The organism is Brevundimonas faecalis (assembly GCF_040549405.1).
Taxonomy (GTDB): domain Bacteria; phylum Pseudomonadota; class Alphaproteobacteria; order Caulobacterales; family Caulobacteraceae; genus Brevundimonas; species Brevundimonas faecalis.
The window spans coordinates 1,150,458-1,172,315 of record NZ_JBEPTF010000001.1; the positions used below are offsets into that span (position 1 = coordinate 1,150,458).

Here is a 21,858-nt window from a genome sequence, read left to right on the forward strand (position 1 = left end):
TCCCCAGAGGGCGGCGCGCCCCATAGTTCGCAGATGACGAACCAAGCGACATCGTCCGGCCTGTCCGGCGTCGCCGAGGCCGCGCGACAGGCGCCGGGGCGCGGCTTGCCGCCCGTCCACCTGTGGAACCCGGCTCATTGCGGCGATATCGACATCCTGATCCGGGCTGACGGAACCTGGATGCATGAAGGCTCGCCCATCGGCCGGACCGAACTGGTGCGCCTGTTCTCGACGGTGCTGCGCAAGGACCCGGACGGCTATCATCTGGTGACGCCGGTCGAGAAGCTGAAGATTGGCGTCGAGGATCTGCCGTTTCGTGCGACGACGGTGCGGGCGTCCGAGGACGGGTTGAGCTTTACGACCGACGTGGGCGATGAGGTCACGGCCGGACCGGATCATCCGATCGTGGTGGAGACCGATCCGGCGACCGGCGAGCCCGCGCCGCGCGTTCATGTGCGGGCCGATCTGTGGGCGCGGATCGCGCGTCCGGTCTTCTACGAACTGGTCGAGCGCGCCGAGGTCGTCGACGGGCGGCTGGCGGTGCGGTCGGGGGACGCCGTCTTCGCACTCGGGCCGGAAGGGGCGGGTCTGGAATGAGTTGCGACAGTCTGAGGAAGCGGCTGGAAGCCCGGCTGGAGCCTGTCGAATCCTGGTCGCCGGAGCGGAAGGCCAGGCGGTCGGACTATGACCTGAATCCGGAGCTGGAGCGGCCGGAACGGAGCCTGCGTCCGGCGGCGGTCCTGATCCCGATCATCATGCACGCCGACGGGCCCATGGTGTTGATGACGCGGCGGTCGGACACCCTGGCCAGCCATACCGGACAGATCGCCTTTCCCGGCGGTCGGTTGGACCCGGGCGAGACCGCCGGGCAGGCGGCCCTGCGCGAAGCCTTCGAGGAGGTGGCGCTGGATCCCGCCGTGGTCGAACTGATCGGCCTGGGGGATCCGTATGAGACGGGGACGGGCTTTCTCGTCACGCCGGTGGTCGGCTGGCTGACCGCGCCGCCTTCGGTGACGCCGTCTCCGGCCGAGGTGGCCGAGGTGTTCGAGGCGCCGTGGGACTTCCTGATGGATCCGGCCAACCACAGGCGTGACTATTATGATCCCGAGAGCGGGCCTCGGCGCTGGTTCTGGGCCATGCCCTATCGCGAGCGCTACATCTGGGGCGTGACGGCGGGCATCCTGCGCGACCTGTTCCATCGGCTGTACGGGGACCAGGCCGCGCCCCTGGCGGCGGCGGCCGAGGACGCCGCGTGAGCCGCAGGCTGGAGGGGCAGGAATGGCTGACCGCGCCCGCGACGCGCGCGGTCATGGAGGCCCTGGCGGTCGCAGGCGGGCCGGATTGCGCCCGCTTTGTCGGCGGTTGCGTTCGGAACGCTCTGATCGGAGCGCCGATCGATGACGTGGACATCGCCACTGTCCTGCGGCCCGAGGCCGTGGTGGAGGCGCTGAAGGCGGCGGGCCTGCGCTCGGTTCCGACGGGGATCGAGCATGGCACGGTGACGGCCATATCCGACCGGGAGCCGTTCGAGATCACCACCCTGAGGCGGGATGTCTCGACAGACGGGCGTCGGGCCACGGTGGCCTTCACGGACGACTGGGCCGAGGACGCCGGGCGGCGCGATTTTCGCCTGAACGCCCTCTACGCCGACGCGCAGGGCGTGATCCTGGACCCCACGGGACGCGGATATGACGACGCTCTGGCCGGCCGCATCGTCTTCGTCGGCGAAGCGGAGCAGCGGATACGCGAGGACTATCTGCGCATCCTGCGCTTCTATCGCTTTCACGCCTGGTATGGACGCGGGGCGCCGGATGCGGAGGCGGTCGCCGCCTGTGCGGCCCTGGCCGAGGGCGTGGGCCGATTGTCGGCGGAGCGCGTGTCGAAGGAGTTGCTGAAGCTGTTGGCCGCCCCCGACCCCAGGCCCGCGGTTCGATTGATGGATCAGGCCGGCGTGCTGGCCCAGACCATTCCGCAGCCGGAGAGCCTGTTCCTGTTCGAGGTTATGGTCGAGCGGAGCGCCGATCCCGTCCTGAGATTGTCGGCCCTGTTGCCCGATGATCCGACGGCCGTGAATGAAGCGGCGCGGGCTCTGCGTTTATCCAACGCACAGCGCGATCGCCTGGTCGCCGCGACGACGACAAAGGCGAAGACCGACATGTCGGATCGAGAGGCGAGGGCGGCGCTCTATCGCGACGGCGTCCAGGCGTTTTCGGACCGCGTCATGCGAGCCTGGGCGGCCGGAGGCGATCCGGCGGAGGGGCAGCGGTTGCTGGCCCTGGCCGAGGGATGGGAGCGGCCCGCATTGCCGGTCGGCGGGCGCGACCTGGCGCGACTGGGGGTGAAGCCGGGACCGGAGACGGGGCGGCTGCTCAAGGCCTTTGAAGAGGGCTGGATCGCCGACGATTTCCCGACGGACGGCCATGAGGCGCGGCTCAGGGCGCTGGCGGCGCCGCACGGGTGAACCGGGTGACGACCGGCCTGTGATCCGAGCCGGTCTTTCGGCCCAGGCGACGCTCCAGAAGGGCGAGGTCCGGCGAGCGCCAGACCTGATCGATGGTCATGCCCATGCCGGAGGGCAGGGCGGCAGGCCAGGTGCCTGGCCAGGCGGGCGCGGGGATCAGGCCGGTCTCGGCCTTGATCTGCTTGCCGATGCGGGCGCTGGAGACGCTGTTGAAATCGCCGGCGGCGATGACCGGGCCGGTCAAGTCGCGACGGATGTCGGCCAGAGCCGCAGCCTGGTTGATCTGACCCCACTGATACTGGAAGGGCCAAGGGCGCGTCAGGTGAACGCCCAGGACATTGACGGGTCCCAGGGGCGTGCGGACCACGGCGCCGACCGAGACTAGTCCATCCGCGCGATCCGGTATGGCCGTCAGCGGCCAGCGTGAGGCGACGGCCGCGCGGGCCGCGCCGCTGGGCCTGTCGACCCGGGCGTTCAGGACACGGTGCGGATAGGCCTTCAGCACCCGGTCCAGCTCCGCCGAAGGCGCGTCGCCCAGTTCGACCAGGACGACGATGTCCGCATCCGCTTCCGCGATGGAACGGGCGATGGCGTCCACATCGCGGTTCCAGGCCCACAGGTTGGCGGAATAGAGGCTGACGGTCGGCGCGCCGGGCGCTGGGCGGGCGCCGCCGCGCGGAAACCACTGGGGCCACAGGGCCAGCACCAACAGAGCCGTGACGATCAGGCCTGCAATCACGGCGGGCCTCAATCGCAAGAGGGCGAAGATCAGGGTCGCGACCAGGGTTCCCGCCAAGGCGGGCGCCGGAAACTGGGCCAGGATGTCGACCCAGCGATGGCCGATACCGCTGAGCCCCGCGAGGGCGACGGCCAGGGGCGCAGCCAAAACAGCCAGGGCGCCGAGGTGAAGCAGGGCGCGGATCAGGGTCTTAAAGTCAGGCGACAAGCAGGCGTCCTTAGCGGCTTCCAAGGCTAGGCCTATCCGACTGGAGGGCGGGGTGTCGAGGGGCGGTCATGCGAGGCATGAGGCGAACGTCTTGCATAATCGCATGCGCCAATCCCAAGGATTTTCAGGGATTGGCGCGCGTTCGAGGCTTTTCGCCAGCCAAGGTCGTTGGGGCGAACAGACTGGATGTCCAAACCCTGGAGATCCTGAGATGAGCGATGACGCCAGCGCCCGGTTGAACCTGCCCTATCTGGCGGCGGGCCAACTGCAGAAGCATGTGACGTTGAACGAGGCCCTGACGCGACTGGACGCCCTGATCCAGACCGCGGTGGTCAGCCGCACCCTGGCGGTCGAGCCGACGGCTGCCGACGACGGCGCCCTCTATATCCTGCCCGAAGGCGCGACGGGCGCGGACTGGGCCGGTCGCGCCGCCGGAACCCTGATGCGCGCCGAGGCGGGCGGCTGGCGGTCGGTGGAGGCGCCCGAGGGCCTGCTGGCCGTGGTTCTGGACAGCCAGGAGGTGCTGGTCCAGCGCGGCGGGGCATGGGCGCCTCTGCCTCTGGGTGAAAAGGTCCTGCAGCAGTTGACCCGACTGGGGCTCAATACGGACGCGGACGCCACCAATGTGTTTGCCGCGCGACTGAACAAGGCGCTGTGGACGGCGCTGGAGAGCGAGAGCGGCGGCGACGGCGATCTGCGCTTCACCTTCAACAAGCAGGGGGCGGGCGATGTCCTGTCCCTGCTGTTCCAGAGCGGCTGGGGCGGGCGGGCCGAGTTGGGTCTGATCGGCGACGACGACCTGAAATTGAAGGTCAGCGCCGACGGAGGAACCTGGCGTGACGTCTTCGCCGTCGACCGAACCACGGGGCGCATGTGGCTGCCCCAGGGCGCCATGCGACGCGAGGCGGTCGTCATGACCTGGAACGGCGACTGGGTCCCTCCGGTCTGGGCGCAGTGGGTTCAGGCGACATGCGGCGGCGGCGGCGGCGGCGGAGGGGTCGGCGCGCATGGGCCGTCCGGGACGGCGCGCCATGGCGGCGGGGGCGGCGGAGCCGGAGGCGTGACGGCGGCGGTCTGGCCCATCGCGGCCGTGGCCGACGGCCTGTCCGTCGTCATCGGCCAGGGCGGCGCGAGCGGTACGGCGGGCGGCGAGAGCACGATCACGGTCGGGGGCGTGCGTTTCCTGACTGGTGAAGGCGGGCAGGCCGGAGCGGCCGGTTCGGCTTTGGGGGCAGGCGGCGCAGGCGGGGGCGGGCTGGTTCGCGCCAATGCAGGCGGAACGGCTTCGGTCGGCGGCATCGCGGGCGCGGGACAGGCTGAGGACCGTCCTGACGGATCGGGCGGCGGCGGAGCGGGCGGCGGCGTCAGCGCCGCTGACGCGGCCCATGCCGGCGGCGCAGGAGGGATCGGCGGCCTGCTGCATCTGCGCGCCGAGGGCGGGGCAGGTTCCGCGGGCGCAGGCGGCGATGGCCGGGATGCGCCCGCCGTGGACATCGGCTTCGCGGGCGGCGGCGGAGCGGGAGGCGGGGCCTCGGGGTCAGGCGCGGGACACAGGGGCGGCGACGGCGGCCTTTACGGCGCGGGCGGAGGGGGCGGAGGCGCGGGCCTGACAGCGGGAGGCCTCGGCGGATCGGGCGCGGCGGGCGTAGTCCTACTGACGGCGATCGGGTGAGCCGCCATGACCCGTTATCTTGACCGTATCATCGAGCCCGACCTCGACTCCGAAGTTCCGGACGAGGAGGTCTGGGACAACCCCGGACGACTGACCGCTGACGATTGTTTCGAACAGCTAGGGCGCGACTGGCGGCGTCCGTTTCATTCTCGAGACCAAGAAACCGAGGAATGAGCAGGGTCGTACAGCCGTTGTTGCGACCGAATTTGAAGCAAGATTGTAAGATAATATTCCTATCAACGATCACGTGTTACGGCATGAACGACAGGATCTGCGCTCCTCGTCGTCATGGCCGATCGGGTGAGGAAACCCGTCACGTTACGGGAGAAAAGGAGGCGACGACATGGGGCGTAGACCGCCCGTCTGGTGGCCGGAGGTGATCAACCTGCCGCGCACCACAACCATCCTCGCGTTGGGGTTTCTGGCCGGCAATGTCTTGCTTCTGCCGGTCATCGCCCTGATCGGACGCCATGTGCCGGCGCCCTACGAGCCTGCCGTCCTGACGGTCACGAGCTTGTTCAAGGACGGCATGCTGTTGATCCTGGGCTTCTACTTCGGGCGCAATCAGCCCGGCGAAGCTGAAGCCTGATCCGCCATACAAACTGAACTGGAGACATCATGGGCTTTGCCCTCGGTGCGCGGTCGCGCGCCAATTTGAAAGGGGTTCACCCGGATCTCGTCGGCGTCGTCGAAGAGGCGATCAGGCTGACCGAGGTGGATTTCACCGTCACCGAAGGGCTGCGCTCGAAAGAGCGTCAGGCCGCTCTGGTCAAGGCGGGCGCCAGCCGGACCTTGAACAGCCGTCACCTGACCGGCCACGCCGTGGATGTGGCGGCTCTGATCGAGGGTCAGGTGCGCTGGGATTGGCCCCTCTATGGCCGGATCGCGGCGGCCTTCAAGGCGGCGGCGAAGAAGCGAGGAACGCCTCTGATCTGGGGCGGCGACTGGACGAAGCTTCGGGATGGGCCGCACTTCGAACTGGATCGGAGCAAGTATCCGTGAGGTGGCTCCGAACCCTGACGGCGACGGGTTGGCTGGCGCTGGCCTGCCTCGTCCTGTTGCTGACCCTGCTGACCTGGTGTGCGTCGAGCGATCGTCAGGACGCGGCCGAGACCCTGAGACGTACGCAGGCGGACAAGGCCTTGGCTGATGGCCGCACCGCCGCGGCCCAGGACGCCGGCGCCATCCGCGACAAGGCGGACGCACGCGACCAATCCACCACCACCATCATCACCCAGGCCGAAAAGGAAATCCGCCATGCGCATGACCGCAATGCTGCCGCTGATGCTGCTCGCCGGAGCGTGTGCCAGTTCTCCGACTATCGTGATCCACAGTGCGCCGTGTTCCGCTCTGATCCCAGCCGGGTGGACTGAGTCTGTTTCACCGGCTGCCCTGCCGGCAGAGCCTTCGGACCAACTAGAGGGGGCGCTTTCCTCTGTCCGAATTTGACGTAAGGATGTAGGATAATATTCCTGTAATCGACATTTCAGCGAACGACGCTGCATTCCTCCTGTCGCATCGGCGAAGGGGGAACTCGCTGGAAATTCAGTGTGTTGATCTGAAAATAATTCAGAGAAAATCGTTCTCCTAGGGAACCTGGGAAAACATCTAAAGGCTCGCTTCGGCGGGCGGTTTTTTATGGAGCCCACATGAATTGTAACGCAACGGAAGCTCCTCGCAAGACGCTCGTCATTATCGGGTCGTCTAATGGCGCGGGGATGGGTGCATCGACCTATACCGGTGACCCGGTTGGACCGCTTTGGGACTCGCCATCGACGTCCTGGGCTGGGCTGCTGACGGCTGCCCTCAAGGCTGCTGATCCGACATGGCAGGTGTTCAACCGATCGATAAGCGGTGCAGGCACGGCCAACTCGGTCGCGCGCTTCTTCGCGGATGTTGCGCCTCATAAACCAACGCATGTGCTGCTGTGCAATCACCCAGGAAATGATGGATTCAATGTGCAGGCCACGCGCCAAGCCACCTTGGCGTTTGCAGTTATGTGCGAAAGCATCGGCGCGATCCCGATTATCCGGGGCGGCTACCCGTATCCAGACATCACTGACAAGACCTACAAAGACTTGCTCATGCTCAACGCCGTGTTGGATCAGTGCGGATATCACCGTATCGATCACATGTCGGTTCTGGATGACGGAGCCGGCCACTTCAAGGACAGCGGACTGACCACGACGGACGGCTTGCACCTGACGGATGTGGGCCAACGGCTCTTCTATAATACGATCGATCTGTCGCTTTTCCTCTTCGCTGCGGCAAAACCATCGCTTCAGGACGCGAAAGGCTCTTGGCAGATCGTCGGATCTAGCGGAGGCGGGATGTTCCTCGACGCGAGTGGAGGGATCATCAACAAACCCATGGACTTCACGGTCAGAGTGAGAGCACGCGCTGCGCCAGGGGCTATTTGGCCAGCGGGGGTTTGGGGCGTTGATGCTCAAACGACCGGCGGCGACCAATGGCTACGCGTCCGCTGCGGCCCGACTGCTGTGATCGAGTTGGTTCGCGATGGGGGTGTCGTGGCTGTGGGCAGCACGGTAGCGCCCAACGCCGACAACCTCGTGCATGAATACGTAGTCACGCTTCGTCGGACACCGGGTGACCCCAGCACAGGCCTCATCTCGCTCTACATTGATGGCGCGCTCATCGGTTCGCAGACGCTCTCCAACCTCTACACCGATGGCGTCAGGCAAATGACTTTCGGGGCGGCGCCAGGCTTCCTGGGTACAGGTTGGGAGTACAGCGGGATATCCGTATGGAACACCGCCAAGCCCGCTGCTGAGGTGCTCGCCATGGCCAAGACTGGTCGGACGCGGCGAGCTTCGCAACTGATCGAGTGCGATTTCGCGTCGGGTCCATACAGCCCCGTTTCGTCCTTCAATGTGACGGTTGGCGTTCCGAACCTAACAACCAACGGGATGGCTATTTCGCAGGGCCAAGCGGCCTGGGCGTGGGCCTGAGGCTAGATGATCGACAGACCCCGCCGCCTTCCGAACGCCCCATGCCTAGAACCCGACGCAGCGGTCAGGATGGCCACGATGGAGCGGATTGCTGACAGCTTGGACGAGTTGAAGCCGGCGGCCTGAAGGCTGCGATTTCCGCCCTCGCGGGCTGATCCCTCCTCACAACCTGAACTGGAGACATCATGGGCTTTGCCCTCGGTGCGCGGTCGCGCGCCAATTTGAAGGGGGTTCACCCCGATCTCGTCGGCGTCGTCGAAGAGGCGATCAGGCTGACCGAGGTGGACTTCGCCGTCACCGAAGGGCTGCGTTCGAAGGAGCGTCAGGCCGCCCTGGTCGATGGTCAGGTGCGCTGGGATTGGCCCCTCTATGGCCGGATCGCGGCGGCCTTCAAGGCGGCGGCGAAGAAGCGGGGCGTGGCTCTGACCTGGGGCGGCGACTGGATGAGGTTGAGGGACGGCCCGCACTTCGAACTGGATCGGAGGGCCTATCCGTGAGGTGGCTGCGAACCCTGACGGCGACCGGCTGGCTGGCGTTGGCCTGTCTCGCTTTGTCGCTGATCCTGCTGGCCTGGTGCGCCGTCACGGCCCCCGGCCGCGAGCGGGCGAAACAGGATCGCGCCGTCGAGGCGGCCAACGCCCAGGCCCGAGCCGCGGACGCCACGGCTCGCGATCACGCGGCCGACAAACGGTTGACCGACCTGAAGACCAACACCCAGCTTGAAAAGGATCTGATCAATGCGGTTTCTCCTCTGCCGGACGCCCGCCCTTCTGCTCGCCGCCTCGCTCTTGCTTGCGCCAGGTTGCGCCATCAGGGAGCGCGTGACGCCGATCTACCCGCCGAGTGCCGATCTGGCGGTTGAGCCCAAGCCGCGCCTAGACCCCGCCGCCCTGCAGAGCGAAGCCGCTCTGGACGCCCACGACATCGCCCTGGAGACCTGGGGAGAGCGCGGCTGGGCGGCGGTGGCGCGGCTGTGCGGGTTCTATCGGACGATGGGGATGAAGGGGCTCGATTGCCCAGCGGAGGTTCGTTCCCCCATCTAACAGGAGTTTAACTGGCGCCACTTGAAGATCGCAGTCCAGTCTCGCCGTGCGTTGAGGTCATGGATTGCAATGAATTCGCCTCTGTCGCGACAAAACAGCCAGAGGATGAATCCATGAAGTCCGCATCTATTTCCAAGCTGCTCAACCCGGCGCCGATCGCAGCATTCAGCCTCGTCTTGAGTTCCGCTGGCATTGCAAACGCGCAAACTGCCCAGGGCGAACTGCCCGCTGAAGGGGTTATCTCCCTCTATCAATCAGATAATCGCGTGCTGGTTATGATGCAGATCGGCGATGGCGAACTGGTACCTATGGTGTTCGATACCGGTTCTGATGGGCACTCAGTCGATCAGTTGCTTGTTGCTCGTCACAACCTTCCACGCGTCGGCGACGTAATCGAGGTCGACGGCACGACTGGCAAGGAGCGCCTATTGCCGCTCGTAGCGATCAACAACGTCTCGCTCGGCGGCCTCAAAGTGGGCTCTATTGAAGCATCAGCACTCGATTATGATCGAACGGATGCCATGGGCATCATCACGCCAGAAATGTTCACCCACAGCCTTGTCTATCTAGAGCTAGGTAAAAACCGCGTCCGACTATTGCCTCGTGAAACGACGCCGCTTCCAGAGGCACCGCCGGTGCCCTACGTCCGCGACATCGCGACAATTGATATCCAAATGCCTGACGGAACAACCCTGCCAGCGCATTTCGACTCCGGCTACAATGCTTCCCTCAGCCTGCCGATCAGCATGATGGACAAGGTCTCACTGGTCGAGCCTGCACGCGTCGTCGGTCGCTTCAAATCGATCAATACGGAAGGCGAAGTCTACGGCGGCCAAATCCGGGGGAATATTCGTATAGGTCCCGTCGTGCTTGAGAGCCCCGAGGTCACCTTTCTTGGCGAACTTGCCAATATAGGCCTGCCTGTAATTCGCCAGGTCACGCTAGTAATAGACCCGGCCAACAAGCGGAGCTGGACGCTGGCTTCAAATGCGCAAGCTGCTTCTCCGTCTGCGGTGGAACGACCTGCTTCCCAGAAGTAAAATGTCGTACTCAGGATGTCAGAGAGCGAGTGGATTCGTCCTCAAGCTCCACCAATAAGTCCGCTCCGGTTCGCCGGGGCGGGCCTTTCTTCGTTGTAACTGGCGGCTTCACGGCTGCGGCTCTTAAAGGGCTTGGTCGTGGAACTGCTATTTAGAACCTGACGCAAGCCTGTTGAAAGCAAAGCTGGCGAGCTTGCCCACCGTCGAGCCCTTAGATTCCGCTATCGAGGCCCGCTCTCTACGGAGGGCGGGCCTTCGTCGTTTCAGGATGGGTCAGCGGGGTGGGCGTAGTTGGTCAGGTCTTTGTAGAGTGGTGGGTAAAATTTACCGACTAGCTCGGCAGTTTTTGCCCCACATCAAGCGCTAGGCAGGTTCTGCAGCCTGATGGGGGTATTTAAAGTCAGTTATTTCAGTATCTTATCTTGATTGACCTTCGGGGCGTGTCTGGCCTCGTCCTTGCTTCTTGTGTCTCCGAGCAGAAAGCTCCCGGCAGCCAAAATGGCGTCGGACATGTCGAAGACACAAGGACGGCCAAAATGGCTAACAGCATCAACACGAATGCTGGCGCGCTCATCGCGCTGCAAAATCTCAATGCGACCAGCCGTGACCTCAACGTCACGCAAAACCGCGTGAACACAGGCCTGAAGGTTTCCTCGGCCAAGGACAACGGCGCGATCTTCGCGATCGCCACCAATCAGCGCGCCGAGATGGGCGCCTTGGACGCCGTCAAGAATTCCATGCAGCGCGGCCAGTCGATCGTCGACGTGGCCCTGGCCGCCGGCGAGACCGTGGTCAAGGCGCTGGAAGAGCAGAAGAGCCTGGCTGTCGCCATTTCGAACGCCACGGGCGACGCCCTGAAGGCCTACGTCACCGACTACAACGCCCTGGGCGCGGAAATCACCAAGGCCCTGGCCGGCGCGACCTTCGACGGCGTCAACCTGTGGACCGACACCACGGCCGCCGGCGCCACCATCAGCGTCAAGACCGGCACCGGCGCCACCGACAACTTCGTGCTGAAGGGCGGCGCGACCGCCACGACCGCCACGGCCCCCGCCAGCGCCACCGCCCTGGTCATCTCCAACTACGCCGCGCCTGTCGCCGCCGACATCACGGCCATGCAGGGCCTGACCGGCGTGGTGGACGGCGCCATCAAGGCTTTCACGGCCGAACTGGGCGCCATGGGCACCAAGTCCAAGTCGCTGGAGCGCTCGCTGATCTTCACCAACAAGATCCAGGACGCGGTCGAGGTCGGAATCGGCAATCTGGTGGACGCGGACCTGGCCAAGGAAAGCGCCAAGCTGACGGCCCTGCAGACCAAGCAGCAACTCGGCGTCCAGGCGCTGGGCATCGCCAACCAGTCCAGTTCGATCCTGTTGGGCCTGTTCCGCGGCTGAGGCCGCCTGATTTCATCACTCCCCAGAGCAGAAAGCTCGCGGCGATCAGAACGACGCCGAACACAGTCAAAAGACAAGGAAAGCCAAAATGGCCAACAGCATCAACACCAACGCCGGCGCTCTCGTTGCCCTTCAGAACCTGAACAACACGAGCCGCGATCTGAGCGTCACGCAGAACCGCGTGAACACGGGCATGAAGGTGTCATCCGCCAAGGACAACGGCGCGATCTTCGCCATCGCCACCAACCAGCGCGCCGAAATGGGCGCCCTGGACGCCGTGAAGCAGTCGATGCAACGCGGCCAATCGATCGTCGACGTGGCCCTGGCCGCCGGCGAGACCATCACCAAGGCGCTTGAAGAGCAGAAGAGCCTGGCGGTGGCGATTGAATCCTCCGTCGCCGGTTCGGCCGCCGAAACCGCCTACCTGGCCGACTTCAACGCCCTGGGCAATGAAATCACCAAGGCCCTGGCCGGCGCCACCTTCGACGGCGTCAACCTGTATGCGCTCCAAACCGTGGATGCTGAGGTCAAGACCGGTACGGGGTCGACCGACAAGTTCGTCCTTAAGACCGTGGCGGCGGGCGCCACCACTGTCGCCACGGCGGGCGGCGCAGTCGCTCGTGCAGGCGCCACAGCCACCGCCGTGGATACGGCGCTGAAAGCCTTCACGGCTGAACTGGGCGCCCTGGGCACCAAGTCCAAGTCTCTGGAGCGCTCGCTGACCTTCACCGGCAAGATCCAGGACTCGATCGAGGTCGGCATCGGCAATCTGGTGGACGCCGACCTGGCCAAGGAAAGCGCCAAGCTGACGGCGCTGCAGACCAAACAACAACTCGGCGTCCAGGCGCTGGGCATCGCGAACCAGTCGAGCTCGGTCCTGCTGGGCCTGTTCCGCGGATAAGAATTGAAAGCGGGCCTTCGGGCCCGTTTTTGATGAAGGAGACCACCCTGAGCAGAACGCTCGCGACGCCAAAACGACGTCGGAAATGTAAAAAACAAAGGAAAAGCCAAAATGGCAAACAGCATCAACACCAATGCGGGCGCGCTTATTGCTCTGCAAAACCTGAACAACACGAGCCGTGATCTCGCGATCACGCAAAATCGTGTGAATACAGGTCAGAAGGTGTCGTCCGCCAAGGATAACGGCGCCATCTTCGCCATCGCCACCAACCAGCGCGCCGAAATGGGCGCTCTGGACGCTGTGAAGAACTCGATGCAGCGCGGTCAATCCATCGTCGACGTGGCCCTGGCCGCCGGCGAGACTGTGGTCAAGGCGCTGGAGGAGCAGAAGAGCCTGGCGGTCGCCATCTCCAATGCGAGCGGCGACGCCCTGAAGGCCTATGTCACCGATTACAACGCCCTGGGCGCTGAAATCACCAAGGCCCTGGCCGGAGCGACCTTCGACGGCGTGAACCTGTTCACGGACGCGACGGCCGCCGGCGCCCCTATCAGCGTCAAGACCGGCACGGGCGCGACCGACAGCTTCAACCTGAAGGGCGGCGCCGCGGCGGCTGCAGCGACCACCGTGGCCACCACCACGGCCGTCACCGTGGCTGACTATAGTGCGCCGACCGTCGGTGAAAGGACGACCCTGACGGGTCTGACGGCCGCCGTCGACGGAGCCATCAAGACCTTCACGGCTGAACTGGGCGCCCTGGGCACCAAGTCGAAGTCGTTGGAGCGGTCGCTCAACTTCACCAGCAAGATGCAGGACGCGCTTGAAGTCGGCGTCGGCAACCTGGTGGATGCCGATCTGGCCAAGGAAAGCGCCAAGCTGACGGCCCTGCAGACCAAGCAACAGCTGGGCGTGCAGGCGCTGTCGATCGCGAACCAGTCGAGCTCGATCCTGCTCGGCCTGTTCCGTTAACCCGATTAGGGGCGGGGCCTCGGCTCCGCCCCTGATGAGACGACCCCGAGCAGAACGCTCCCGACCGCCAAAACGGCGTCGGACCTGTCAAAGACAAAGAAGGAAAAGCCAAAATGGCCAACAGCATCAATACCAACGCAGGCGCCCTGATCGCCCTGCAAAACCTGAACAACACGAGCCGTGACCTCGCGGTGACGCAAAATCGTGTGAACACCGGCCAGAAGGTGTCGTCCGCCAAGGACAACGGCGCCATCTTCGCCATCGCCACCAACCAGCGCGCCGAGATGGGCGCCCTGGACGCCGTGAAGCAGTCGATGCAACGCGGCCAATCGATCGTCGACGTGGCCCTGGCTGCCGGCGAAACCATCACCAAGGCGCTTGAAGAGCAGAAGAGCCTGGCGGTGGCGATTGAATCCTCGGTCGCCGGTTCCGACGCCGAGAAAGCCTACCTGGCTGACTTCAACGCCCTGGGCAATGAAATCACCAAGGCCCTGGCCGGCGCCACCTTCGACGGCGTCAACCTGTTCTCGGCGACGACGGCTGACGCCATCAGCGTCAAGACGGGCACCGCTGCGGGCGACATCTTCACCCTGAAGGCGGCCTCGACCGCCGCTACGGCGGTGACGACGGCGGGTGGTTCGGTCCTTCGGGCCGGCGCCACGGCGGCTATCGTCGATACGGCTCTGAAGGCTTTCACGGCTGAACTGGGCGCCCTGGGCACCAAATCCAAGTCGTTGGAGCGGTCGCTCAACTTCACCAGCAAGATGCAGGACGCGCTTGAAGTGGGCGTCGGCAACCTGGTGGACGCCGACCTGGCCAAGGAAAGCGCCAAGCTGACGGCCCTGCAGACCAAGCAACAACTGGGCGTGCAGGCGCTGTCGATCGCGAACCAGTCGAGCTCGATCCTGCTCGGCCTGTTCCGCTAACCCGATTAGGGGCGGGGCCTCGGCTCCGCCCCTGATGAGACGACCCCGAGCAGAACGCTCCCGAGCGCCAAAACGGCGTCGGACCTGTCAAAGACAAAGAAGGAAAAGCCAAAATGGCCAACAGCATCAATACCAACGCAGGCGCTCTGATTGCTCTGCAAAACCTGAACAACACGAGCCGTGACCTCGCGGTGACGCAAAATCGTGTGAACACCGGCCAGAAGGTGTCGTCCGCCAAGGACAACGGCGCCATCTTCGCCATCGCCACCAACCAGCGCGCCGAAATGGGCGCCCTGGACGCCGTGAAGCAGTCGATGCAGCGCGGCCAATCGATCGTCGACGTGGCCCTGGCCGCCGGCGAAACCATCACCAAGGCGCTTGAAGAGCAGAAGAGCCTGGCGGTGGCGATTGAATCCTCGGTCGCCGGTTCGGCCGCCGAAACCGCCTACCTGGCTGACTTCAACGCCCTCGGCAATGAAATCACCAAGGCGCTGGGCGGCGCCAGCTTCGACGGCGTCAACCTGTTCTCGGTCGCGGCCGCGGACATTCAGGTGAAGACGGGCACGGGTTCGACCGACCTGTTCACCCTGAAGGCTACCGGTGCGGCCACTACGGTGGCGACGGCCGGCGGCGGGATTGCCCGCGCAGGCGCCACGGCTGCGGCCGTGGATACGGCTCTGAAGGCCTTCACGGCCGAACTGGGCTCCCTGGGCACCAAGTCGAAGTCGCTGGAGCGCTCGCTCAGCTTCACCAGCAAGATGCAGGACGCGCTTGAAGTCGGCGTCGGCAATCTGGTGGACGCCGACCTGGCCAAGGAAAGCGCCAAGCTGACCGCCCTGCAGACCAAGCAACAGCTGGGCGTGCAGGCGCTGTCGATCGCGAACCAGTCGAGCTCGGTCCTGCTCGGCCTGTTCCGTTAATAATGTGGTCGGGGGCGGGTCTTCGGGCTCGCCCCCGCTCGCACGCTGGAGACAGGAGGCGCGGCGTCGCCGCGTTGAGGAGAAATGGCGGATAATGTCGCAAGATTGCCGAGCGTGACCCTTGTTCAGCCCGACGCCTATGGTCAGGGCGTCGAGGCGCAGCCGAAGCCAGTGCAGGCCGAGCCTGACGCCGGGCGCTATCGGCTGACGATCGAAGAAGGGCCGAACGGCTTTGTTTACAAGACCTTGGATCGCGTCACGGGTGAAGTCATCCGACAACTGCCGCGCGAAGAGGTCGTGAAGATGAGCGCCAGCCCGACCTATGGCGCGGGCGAAGTGATCAAGACCAAGGTCTGATCGCGTGGCCAGTTCGAACTTTTCACGCCGCCGGCTCGCCGGGCGGCGATATCTTGGTTTCCGCGCCGTTAACCATACGCTCAGGAATCATGCGCATTCTGGCCACCAGAATTTGAACTGGGGCTAGAAGCCATGTCTAACAGCGTTCTCACCAATGCCTCCGCGCTCGTCGCGCTCCAGAACCTCAATTCGACAAACAGCAAGCTGGCCGCGACCCAGGGGCGTGTGAACACGGGCCTGAAGGTCCAGGGCGCCAAGGACAACGCCGCCACCTGGGCCATCGCCCAGAACCAGCGCGCCGACACGGGTGCGCTTGAATCCGTCAAGACCAGCATGAACCGGGCCACCTCCCTGGCCGACGTGTCGCTGGCCGCCGGGGCGCAGATCTCCGACCTGCTGATCGAACTTCGTGAAAAGGCGACGGCGGCCGCCGACCCTTCCGCCACCGCCGCATCGCGCAAGGCCTATAACGACGAGTTCCAGTCGCTGCTGAAGTCGCTGGATTCCTTCGCGAAGAACGCCACCTTCGACGGCGAGAACATCCTGAACGGCCTCAGCACCACGCCGTTGGACTTCCTGGCCAACGTCAGCGCCACGGAAACCATTTCGATGAACCGCCAGAACCTGACGCTGAACGGCGTCGGCCTGCAACTGGCGGCGCGGGCCGCCAGCGCTGGCCCGCCGGTGGTTACGGCTCGCCCGGCCGGCCCGCCTCTGCTGGACACGCAGGAAAACGCGCAGGAGGCCTTCACGGCCGTCGTCGCCGCCCTGGACACCGCCAACGCCCGCCTCGCTGAACTGGGCGCTCAGTCCAAGCAGATCGAAAAGCACAATATCTTCGTCAGCAAGCTGATGGATTCGCTCGAGGTCGGCATCGGCAACCTGGTGGACGCCGACATGGCCAAGGAAAGCGCCCGCCTGCAGGCGCTTCAGGTCCAGCAGCAGCTCGGCGCCCAGGCTCTGTCGATCGCCAACCAGGCGCCGCAGATCATCCTGTCCCTGTTCAAGGGCTGACCTATCTGAGGGATCGGGGCAGGCCGTGGCCGAGGGAAATCGGCGGCGGCTTGCGCTTCACCGGGCGCGGCATCAGCCCGTAAAGGCTGGCCAGTCTCAGAAGCAACCAACGCACGTACGACATGGGCGTATGATCCCCTTGCCAGTGGTTCCTTGGAACGGGAGGTTAATCCTCGCTGTTCCGGATGCAATCTTAAACACTTCGTTACCAGCTTGGCGGCAGACTGAACGCAGGAGCGTCGGACTGTGATCAACAACAGCTATCTTCTGGGTTTGTACGGCGGGACTTCGACCTTCTCCGGAGGGTTGGGCTCGACGCCGACCGCCGTGAAGAAGCAACCGACCGCGCCCTGGTCCACTTCGGTCAAGCCGCAGAGCCAGTCCGACCTGCTGCGCGCGGCGCTTAGCGGCCGACGTCTCGTCAACGAGGGCAATACGACCCTCGACGTGAAGAACGCCTCGGCCGGCGACTATCGCAAGATCTTCGCCATGTATCAGGGCCTCTCCATGCTGGAGGCGGTCGCGGATCGCGCCGGGCAAAAGAATCTGACCGCCCTGGAGCGGTCGCAGCTGACGACGCGCATGGACGCCGGCCTGGCGGAAATCGCCGCCTATCTGGGCGAGGCCAAGTTCGACGGCGTGCGGATCGTCCAGGGCAAGTCGGAAACCAAGGCACAGACCGGCGCCGCCGTGCCGCGCGATACGGCCAAGTACGTCACCGGGGCGATCCACACGGGCGCCGTCACGGACGAGGTGGCCGCCTTCCAGGGCGACGTGAAGTTCAACATCACCATCAAGAGGGCGGGCGGGGACAAGGTCGTCGCCGTCGACCTGACCGAGATGGGAAGCGAGCCTCGCACGCTGCAGTCGGTGACGGCCTTCATAAACGGCAAGCTGGAAGCGGCCGGGGTCGAGACCCGCATGGGTCGCGAACAACTGCCGTCCGAGCCTCGGGTCATCAAGAGCGGCGACAAGACCATCACCCTGCCGGCCGGTCCCGACAAATGGGCGCTGAACCTTCAGGGCGTGTCCTATGAAAAGGTCAGCTTCACGCCGGTGACCTCGTCCGACGCCGTCTATGTGGTGCAGGGCGTCGGCAAGAGCGGCGGCCATGAGGTCCTGAAATTCCAGGAAGGCGCGGGCCAGACCAGTGGGCAGGCTTTCTGGGTCGACGGACAGATCGGTCAGTCGGGTCTGCCGGACGGGGTGGAGACCGTGCGCGCCAGCGCCACGGGGCCGGACGGGTCCATGTGGATCGTCGCCGACATCAGCGCCGGAACCTCGACCCAGCCGATCAAGGGGCAGGGCGACGTGGTCCTGATGAAGCTGGATTCGGCGGGCAAGGTCGTGCTCAGCCGGGCCCTGGGCGCCGCCTCGAAGGCCAGCGGCTACGCCATAGCCGTGGGCGCTGACGGCCGGGTGGCCGTGGCGGGGTCCGTGACGGGCGCGCTGGTTCCCGGCGCGGCGGGCGCGGACGCCAATCTGGCCGACAGTTTCGTAACCGTGTTCGACGCCAAGGGCGTGGAGCAATGGACCCAGCGTCGCGGCGCCAAGGCCGCGGATGAGGCCACGGCCGTGTCGTTCGGCGCCGATGGTCGCGTCTATGTCGCCGGGCGCTCGCAGTCCTCCATGCCGGGCGCGCTCGGATCAGGCGGTTGGGACGGCTATGTCCAGGCCTTCAGCGAGAACCAGATTCACAGCCTGGCGCCGATCACCGCCTCGGCCACGGGGATCAACCAGTTCGGCACGGCCGGGGACGACAGCGTCCAGGCCATGACCACGGTCGGAGACAAGCTCTATACCGCCGGGGTCGAGAACGGCCGCATGGTGGTGCGCCAGTTCCAGGTCGACGCCACGGGGTCGCCGACGCTTCTATCCAGCCGGGATCTGGGCCACGCCAGCGGCGAGGTCGCGGGCATTTCGGTGGTCAACGGCCAGGTGGTCTTGGCCGGAACGACGCGCAACGGCGCCCTGGACATCGGCCAGGTCAACAAGGCCCATTCCGGCGGCACGGACGCCTTCGTCGCCGTGATCAACAGCGACCTGAGCGCCTCGGCCAACGACCGGCTGACCTATTACGGCGGGGCGGGCGACGACACCGCCGCCGATGTGAAGATCGTCGACGGCAAGGTCTGGCTGACCGGGATTTCGGATCGCGCGGTCGGGGCCAAAGCCGAGGACCCGACCTCGGGCTATCTGGCGCGCCTCAACCCCACGACGGGCGCGGTGGAATGGAGCCAGACCTGGACGGGCGCGGATCGTCAGGCCGCGCCGACGACCATCGCCGTGGCCTCGGGCGGGGCCAGCGTCCTGGATCGGCTGGGTCTGCCGCAGGGCGAGATTCCGCAGTCGGATTCCAAGCAACTGGTGGACGCCACCTCGCTGCGGGCCGGTGATCGCTTCTATGTCACCTCCGGCACGACCGGGCGTTCGGTCGCCGTGACCATCGACGCCAAGGAGACCCTGCAGACCCTGGCGCGCAAGATCGAAACGGCGTCGGGCCGGACCCTCAAGGTCACGATCAAGACCGACAAGGACCATGTCACGGGCCTGGACGGCGACACCAAGATCACGGCGGGCGGCGTGCAGCGCCTGTCCATCACCTATGCCGACGGCCGCGAAGGCGCGGTCCTGCGGGCGGGGGAGGCGGGGCGCGACGCCCTGGCCGGTCTGGGACTGACGCCCGGCTATATCGGCCCCAGCAAGAGCGAGTTGAAGACCTTCGGCGTGGACCTGCCCAAGAGCCTGAGCCTGAAGGACGCCGAGGCGGCCAAGGCGGCGACCAGCACCATCCAGTTGGCGATCAAGGCTTTGCGCGACGCCTACAAGGCCCTGGACCCCGACAGCAGCAAGCCCAAGCCGACCGGACAGGCGCCGGCCTATCTCAAGGCGCAACTGGCCAACTACCAGGCCGCCCTGGCTCGATTGACGGGCTGACGCCGGCGCGAGGCGACTTCTCCCCAGCCGATCAGGCTGAAAGGGCGGCGGGCCGCGCTTTCGGTTGACGCATGGCGGGCCGCCGGGGTTATTGGGGGCTTCACCGGCGTTGAGTCCCGAATGGCCTTTCCGAAAGACAATCGCATCGTCCTGATCGCCGGCGGCGGGGTGGCCGTCGTGGCGGCCGTCGCAGCGGCCATGGTCTTCAGCGGCGGGCGTGGAGACGCGCCGGTCGAGGCTCCGCCCGCCTCCAAGGGCGGCCTGACCATCGACCTGGCCGAGGCGCCGACCCTGGAGCCGGCGCGCGAACTGCGCTGCTTCGTCAACGGTCAGTTCGTCGGCATGGCGACCTTGGCCGATTGCGCCCGCCGCAACGGCGTGGCCACCAGCGCCCTGGACGTGGGGCTGGACGCGACGGGGGCCCTGGCCGCCGCGCCGACCGCCGCCTTCGCCCCTCCGCCCGAGCTTCCGGCATCGCCTCCGATCGAGGTCGCGCCGCCTTCAGACAGGGGCGCGGAACCCGTGGAAAGCGCACCCGCGCCCAGCCAGGCGTCAGCCACGGCCTGCCTGCGTCATACGGGCTCGGAATGGCGCGCCGTGTCCAACGGCATGAGCCTGAACGCCTGCGTCCAGGCCCTGTACGCCGGCACCTGCGTCCGTCCGGGCGAGGCTCTGTACGGCCGCTGGGGCGACGTGACCCTGCGCCTGGTCCCGCGTCGGGTGGAGCAGTCGGGCGACAACACCCGCTTCCGCACCCTGGCGCAACAGGATCGGAGCTGTCAGTTCCCGGAGCTGGGCCGATGAGCCGCAAGTTTTTCGCCGTCGCCGCCCTGAGTCTGACCGCCGTGCTCGCCGCAGGCTGCAGTTCCAATGCGGTCGAGGCGCCGCGCGACGAGGGCGTCTGCTACCACGTGGTCCCGGCCGAGGACGGCAAGTCGCCGCCGCGCATCAATGTCCTGGCGCGCGAACAGCCGCAGATCGAATTCTGCGCCGCCCGCCTGGAGGAGATGCGCCTGCGCTTCCTGCGTCTGGGCGGCAGCGCTCAGGACATGATCGGCGCCTATCAGGGGCAGTTCATCTTCATCGACCGCAAGGGCGTGCAGTTCGGCAAGTCCCTGACAGGCCAGCGCTATTTCGCCCTGGCTCGAACGGGCGACGGTCGTCTGGCCATTCCCGGCGCCATCCAACGCCAGATCGACGGCCGCCCCGTGGCTGTGGCCCCCAACTAGACGTCTCGCCCGTTTGGGTGTGAACAAAACTGGAACGTTCCGTTAATCTCGGCTAGGGATCAGCGGCAAGAAGAACAAGATAAAGGACATCGGTCATGGCCGGCAGCGTCAACAAGGTCATCCTCATCGGCAATCTGGGTCGCGACCCGGAAATCCGCTCGCTGAACAACGGCGACCGCGTGGCCTCCCTGCGTATCGCGACTTCGGAGCAGTGGCGCGACAAGAGCACAGGCGAGCGCAAGGAGAAGACCGAGTGGCACTCGGTCGTCATCTTCAACGAGAACATCGTCAAGGTGGCCGAGAACTATCTGAAGAAGGGCTCGACGGTCTACATCGAGGGCTCGCTCCAGACCCGCAAATGGACCGACCAGCAGGGCGTCGAGAAGTATTCGACCGAGATCGTGCTGCAGCGCTTCAACGGCACCCTGACCATGCTGGGCGGTCGTAACGACGGCGGCCAAGGCGGTGGTTACGGCGGCGGCGATCGCGGTGGTTACAGCGGCGGCGGCGGTCGCGACGACGACTACTCCTCGGGCTTCTCGACCGGCGGCGGCGCCAACAAGCCGTCGGGGCCTAAGGAAAGCTACGACCTGAACGACGACATTCCGTTCTAAGAGCCTTCTGAACGACGTGGGCCGGGGGGCTTACAGTTACCGCGACGACCCGGCCGTGCCGTCCTTTCCGGACGACCGGCCGCTGGTCCTGTTCGACGGCGAGTGCGCCCTCTGCTCCCATTCCGCGCGGACCCTGCTGAAGCATGGTCCGCGTTTTCGTCTGGCGCCGACGCAGTCGGACCTGGGCCAGGCCCTGCTGCTCCACTACGGCCTGTCGCCCGACGATCCCTCGACCATGCTGGTGATCGAGGACGGACGCGCGATCAGCCGCTCGGACGGGGTGCTGCATCTGGCGGCGTCGTTGCCGTTTCCTTATCGCGCCGCCGTGGCGGCTCGGCTGATCCGTCGACCGATCCGCGACTTCGCCTATGGCCTGGTCGCGCGGTACCGGCGGCGGTTTCCGGGCCAGGCCTGGTGCGCCCTGCCGCCCTCGGGGGCGGGTATCAAAGACCGAATTCTGGGATGAGCG

General features: G+C 65.7%; 26 protein-coding genes. 25 read left to right on the forward strand and 1 reads right to left on the reverse strand.

Going from position 1 to position 21,858, the window contains the following annotated elements:
* The first annotated feature begins 33 nt into the window (after window positions 1-33).
* Genes ABIE19_RS05660 through ABIE19_RS05670 form a run of 3 tightly spaced genes read left to right on the forward strand, consistent with a single transcriptional unit; the run spans window position 34 to window position 2,461 of the window.
* On the forward strand, window positions 34-597 hold the full coding sequence (locus tag ABIE19_RS05660; RefSeq protein WP_354088146.1) for a DUF1285 domain-containing protein: 564 nt from the start codon (window positions 34-36) through the stop codon (window positions 595-597).
* The gene (locus tag ABIE19_RS05665; protein ID WP_354088147.1) at window positions 594-1,256 is read left to right on the forward strand and encodes a CoA pyrophosphatase; all 663 of its coding nucleotides are present in this window, start codon (window positions 594-596) and stop codon (window positions 1,254-1,256) included. Before ABIE19_RS05660 ends, ABIE19_RS05665 begins: the two co-directional genes overlap by 4 nt.
* Window positions 1,253-2,461 carry a CCA tRNA nucleotidyltransferase gene (locus ABIE19_RS05670; protein WP_354088148.1) on the forward strand — a complete coding sequence of 403 codons (1,209 nt, stop codon included), beginning with the start codon at window positions 1,253-1,255 and terminating at the stop codon, window positions 2,459-2,461. The genes ABIE19_RS05665 and ABIE19_RS05670 overlap by 4 nt, the downstream gene beginning before the upstream one ends.
* Here the strand turns inward: ABIE19_RS05670 and ABIE19_RS05675 are convergent.
* Window positions 2,433-3,407, reverse strand: coding sequence for an endonuclease/exonuclease/phosphatase family protein (locus ABIE19_RS05675; RefSeq protein ID WP_354088149.1), 975 nt, complete (start codon window positions 3,405-3,407; stop codon window positions 2,433-2,435). The two genes, ABIE19_RS05670 and ABIE19_RS05675, sit on opposite strands and share 29 nt — an antisense overlap.
* Window positions 3,408-3,618: 211 nt before the next feature.
* Here ABIE19_RS05675 and ABIE19_RS05680 point away from each other — a divergent pair, with 211 nt between their 5' ends.
* From ABIE19_RS05680 to ABIE19_RS05785, 22 genes are all read left to right on the forward strand, one after another.
* Window positions 3,619-5,079 carry a DUF2793 domain-containing protein gene (locus tag ABIE19_RS05680; RefSeq protein ID WP_354088150.1) on the forward strand — a complete coding sequence of 487 codons (1,461 nt, stop codon included), beginning with the start codon at window positions 3,619-3,621 and terminating at the stop codon, window positions 5,077-5,079.
* Between the two features lie 6 nt (window positions 5,080-5,085).
* Window positions 5,086-5,253 carry a hypothetical protein gene (locus ABIE19_RS05685; protein WP_354088151.1) on the forward strand — a complete coding sequence of 56 codons (168 nt, stop codon included), beginning with the start codon at window positions 5,086-5,088 and terminating at the stop codon, window positions 5,251-5,253.
* A 169-nt stretch (window positions 5,254-5,422) separates the two neighbouring features.
* Window positions 5,423-5,668: a hypothetical protein gene (locus ABIE19_RS05690; protein ID WP_354088152.1), complete on the forward strand. Its 246-nt coding sequence runs from the start codon at window positions 5,423-5,425 to the stop codon at window positions 5,666-5,668.
* A gap of 29 nt (window positions 5,669-5,697) precedes the next feature.
* Window positions 5,698-6,081 carry a M15 family metallopeptidase gene (locus tag ABIE19_RS05695; RefSeq protein ID WP_354088153.1) on the forward strand — a complete coding sequence of 128 codons (384 nt, stop codon included), beginning with the start codon at window positions 5,698-5,700 and terminating at the stop codon, window positions 6,079-6,081.
* On the forward strand, window positions 6,078-6,452 hold the full coding sequence (locus ABIE19_RS05700) for a hypothetical protein (protein WP_354088154.1): 375 nt from the start codon (window positions 6,078-6,080) through the stop codon (window positions 6,450-6,452). The genes ABIE19_RS05695 and ABIE19_RS05700 overlap by 4 nt, the downstream gene beginning before the upstream one ends.
* Before the next feature lie 276 nt (window positions 6,453-6,728).
* Window positions 6,729-8,048 carry an SGNH/GDSL hydrolase family protein gene (locus ABIE19_RS05705; RefSeq protein WP_354088155.1) on the forward strand — a complete coding sequence of 440 codons (1,320 nt, stop codon included), beginning with the start codon at window positions 6,729-6,731 and terminating at the stop codon, window positions 8,046-8,048.
* Between the two features lie 185 nt (window positions 8,049-8,233).
* Window positions 8,234-8,545, forward strand: a complete 312-nt coding sequence (locus tag ABIE19_RS05710) for a M15 family metallopeptidase (protein WP_354088156.1) — start codon at window positions 8,234-8,236, stop codon at window positions 8,543-8,545.
* On the forward strand, window positions 8,542-8,910 hold the full coding sequence (locus tag ABIE19_RS05715) for a hypothetical protein (RefSeq protein WP_354088157.1): 369 nt from the start codon (window positions 8,542-8,544) through the stop codon (window positions 8,908-8,910). The genes ABIE19_RS05710 and ABIE19_RS05715 overlap by 4 nt, the downstream gene beginning before the upstream one ends.
* Entirely contained in the window at window positions 8,870-9,091 is a 222-nt protein-coding gene (locus ABIE19_RS05720) for a hypothetical protein (RefSeq protein ID WP_354088158.1), read from the forward strand. Before ABIE19_RS05715 ends, ABIE19_RS05720 begins: the two co-directional genes overlap by 41 nt.
* A 113-nt stretch (window positions 9,092-9,204) precedes the next feature.
* Window positions 9,205-10,131, forward strand: coding sequence for a retropepsin-like aspartic protease (locus ABIE19_RS05725; protein ID WP_354088159.1), 927 nt, complete (start codon window positions 9,205-9,207; stop codon window positions 10,129-10,131).
* A 536-nt stretch (window positions 10,132-10,667) separates the two neighbouring features.
* Window positions 10,668-11,525: a flagellin N-terminal helical domain-containing protein gene (locus tag ABIE19_RS05730; protein ID WP_354088160.1), complete on the forward strand. Its 858-nt coding sequence runs from the start codon at window positions 10,668-10,670 to the stop codon at window positions 11,523-11,525.
* Between the two features lie 88 nt (window positions 11,526-11,613).
* Complete coding sequence (locus ABIE19_RS05735) at window positions 11,614-12,426, forward strand: flagellin (protein ID WP_354088162.1); 813 nt, start codon at window positions 11,614-11,616, stop codon at window positions 12,424-12,426.
* A gap of 111 nt (window positions 12,427-12,537) precedes the next feature.
* The gene (locus tag ABIE19_RS05740; RefSeq protein ID WP_354088163.1) at window positions 12,538-13,392 is read left to right on the forward strand and encodes a flagellin; all 855 of its coding nucleotides are present in this window, start codon (window positions 12,538-12,540) and stop codon (window positions 13,390-13,392) included.
* A gap of 113 nt (window positions 13,393-13,505) precedes the next feature.
* Entirely contained in the window at window positions 13,506-14,318 is an 813-nt protein-coding gene (locus tag ABIE19_RS05745; RefSeq protein WP_354088164.1) for a flagellin, read from the forward strand.
* Between the two features lie 113 nt (window positions 14,319-14,431).
* Window positions 14,432-15,238, forward strand: coding sequence for a flagellin (locus ABIE19_RS05750; protein WP_354088165.1), 807 nt, complete (start codon window positions 14,432-14,434; stop codon window positions 15,236-15,238).
* A gap of 114 nt (window positions 15,239-15,352) precedes the next feature.
* Window positions 15,353-15,595, forward strand: coding sequence for a flagellar protein FlaG (locus tag ABIE19_RS05755; RefSeq protein ID WP_354088166.1), 243 nt, complete (start codon window positions 15,353-15,355; stop codon window positions 15,593-15,595).
* Between the two features lie 132 nt (window positions 15,596-15,727).
* The gene (locus tag ABIE19_RS05760; RefSeq protein ID WP_354088167.1) at window positions 15,728-16,609 is read left to right on the forward strand and encodes a flagellin N-terminal helical domain-containing protein; all 882 of its coding nucleotides are present in this window, start codon (window positions 15,728-15,730) and stop codon (window positions 16,607-16,609) included.
* 246 nt (window positions 16,610-16,855) lie between these two features.
* Entirely contained in the window at window positions 16,856-19,546 is a 2,691-nt protein-coding gene (locus ABIE19_RS05765; RefSeq protein WP_354088168.1) for a transcriptional regulator, read from the forward strand.
* A 120-nt stretch (window positions 19,547-19,666) separates the two neighbouring features.
* A complete protein-coding gene (locus tag ABIE19_RS05770) occupies window positions 19,667-20,350 on the forward strand; it encodes a hypothetical protein (RefSeq protein WP_354088169.1) in 684 nt (227 codons plus the stop codon).
* Window positions 20,347-20,775 (forward strand): hypothetical protein, encoded by a 429-nt coding sequence (locus tag ABIE19_RS05775; protein WP_354088171.1) that lies wholly within the window; start codon window positions 20,347-20,349, stop codon window positions 20,773-20,775. The genes ABIE19_RS05770 and ABIE19_RS05775 overlap by 4 nt, the downstream gene beginning before the upstream one ends.
* A 95-nt stretch (window positions 20,776-20,870) precedes the next feature.
* Window positions 20,871-21,389: a single-stranded DNA-binding protein gene (gene ssb, locus ABIE19_RS05780; protein WP_354088172.1), complete on the forward strand. Its 519-nt coding sequence runs from the start codon at window positions 20,871-20,873 to the stop codon at window positions 21,387-21,389.
* 16 nt (window positions 21,390-21,405) lie between these two features.
* Entirely contained in the window at window positions 21,406-21,855 is a 450-nt protein-coding gene (locus ABIE19_RS05785; RefSeq protein WP_354088173.1) for a thiol-disulfide oxidoreductase DCC family protein, read from the forward strand.
* Window positions 21,856-21,858: the final 3 nt, after the last annotated feature.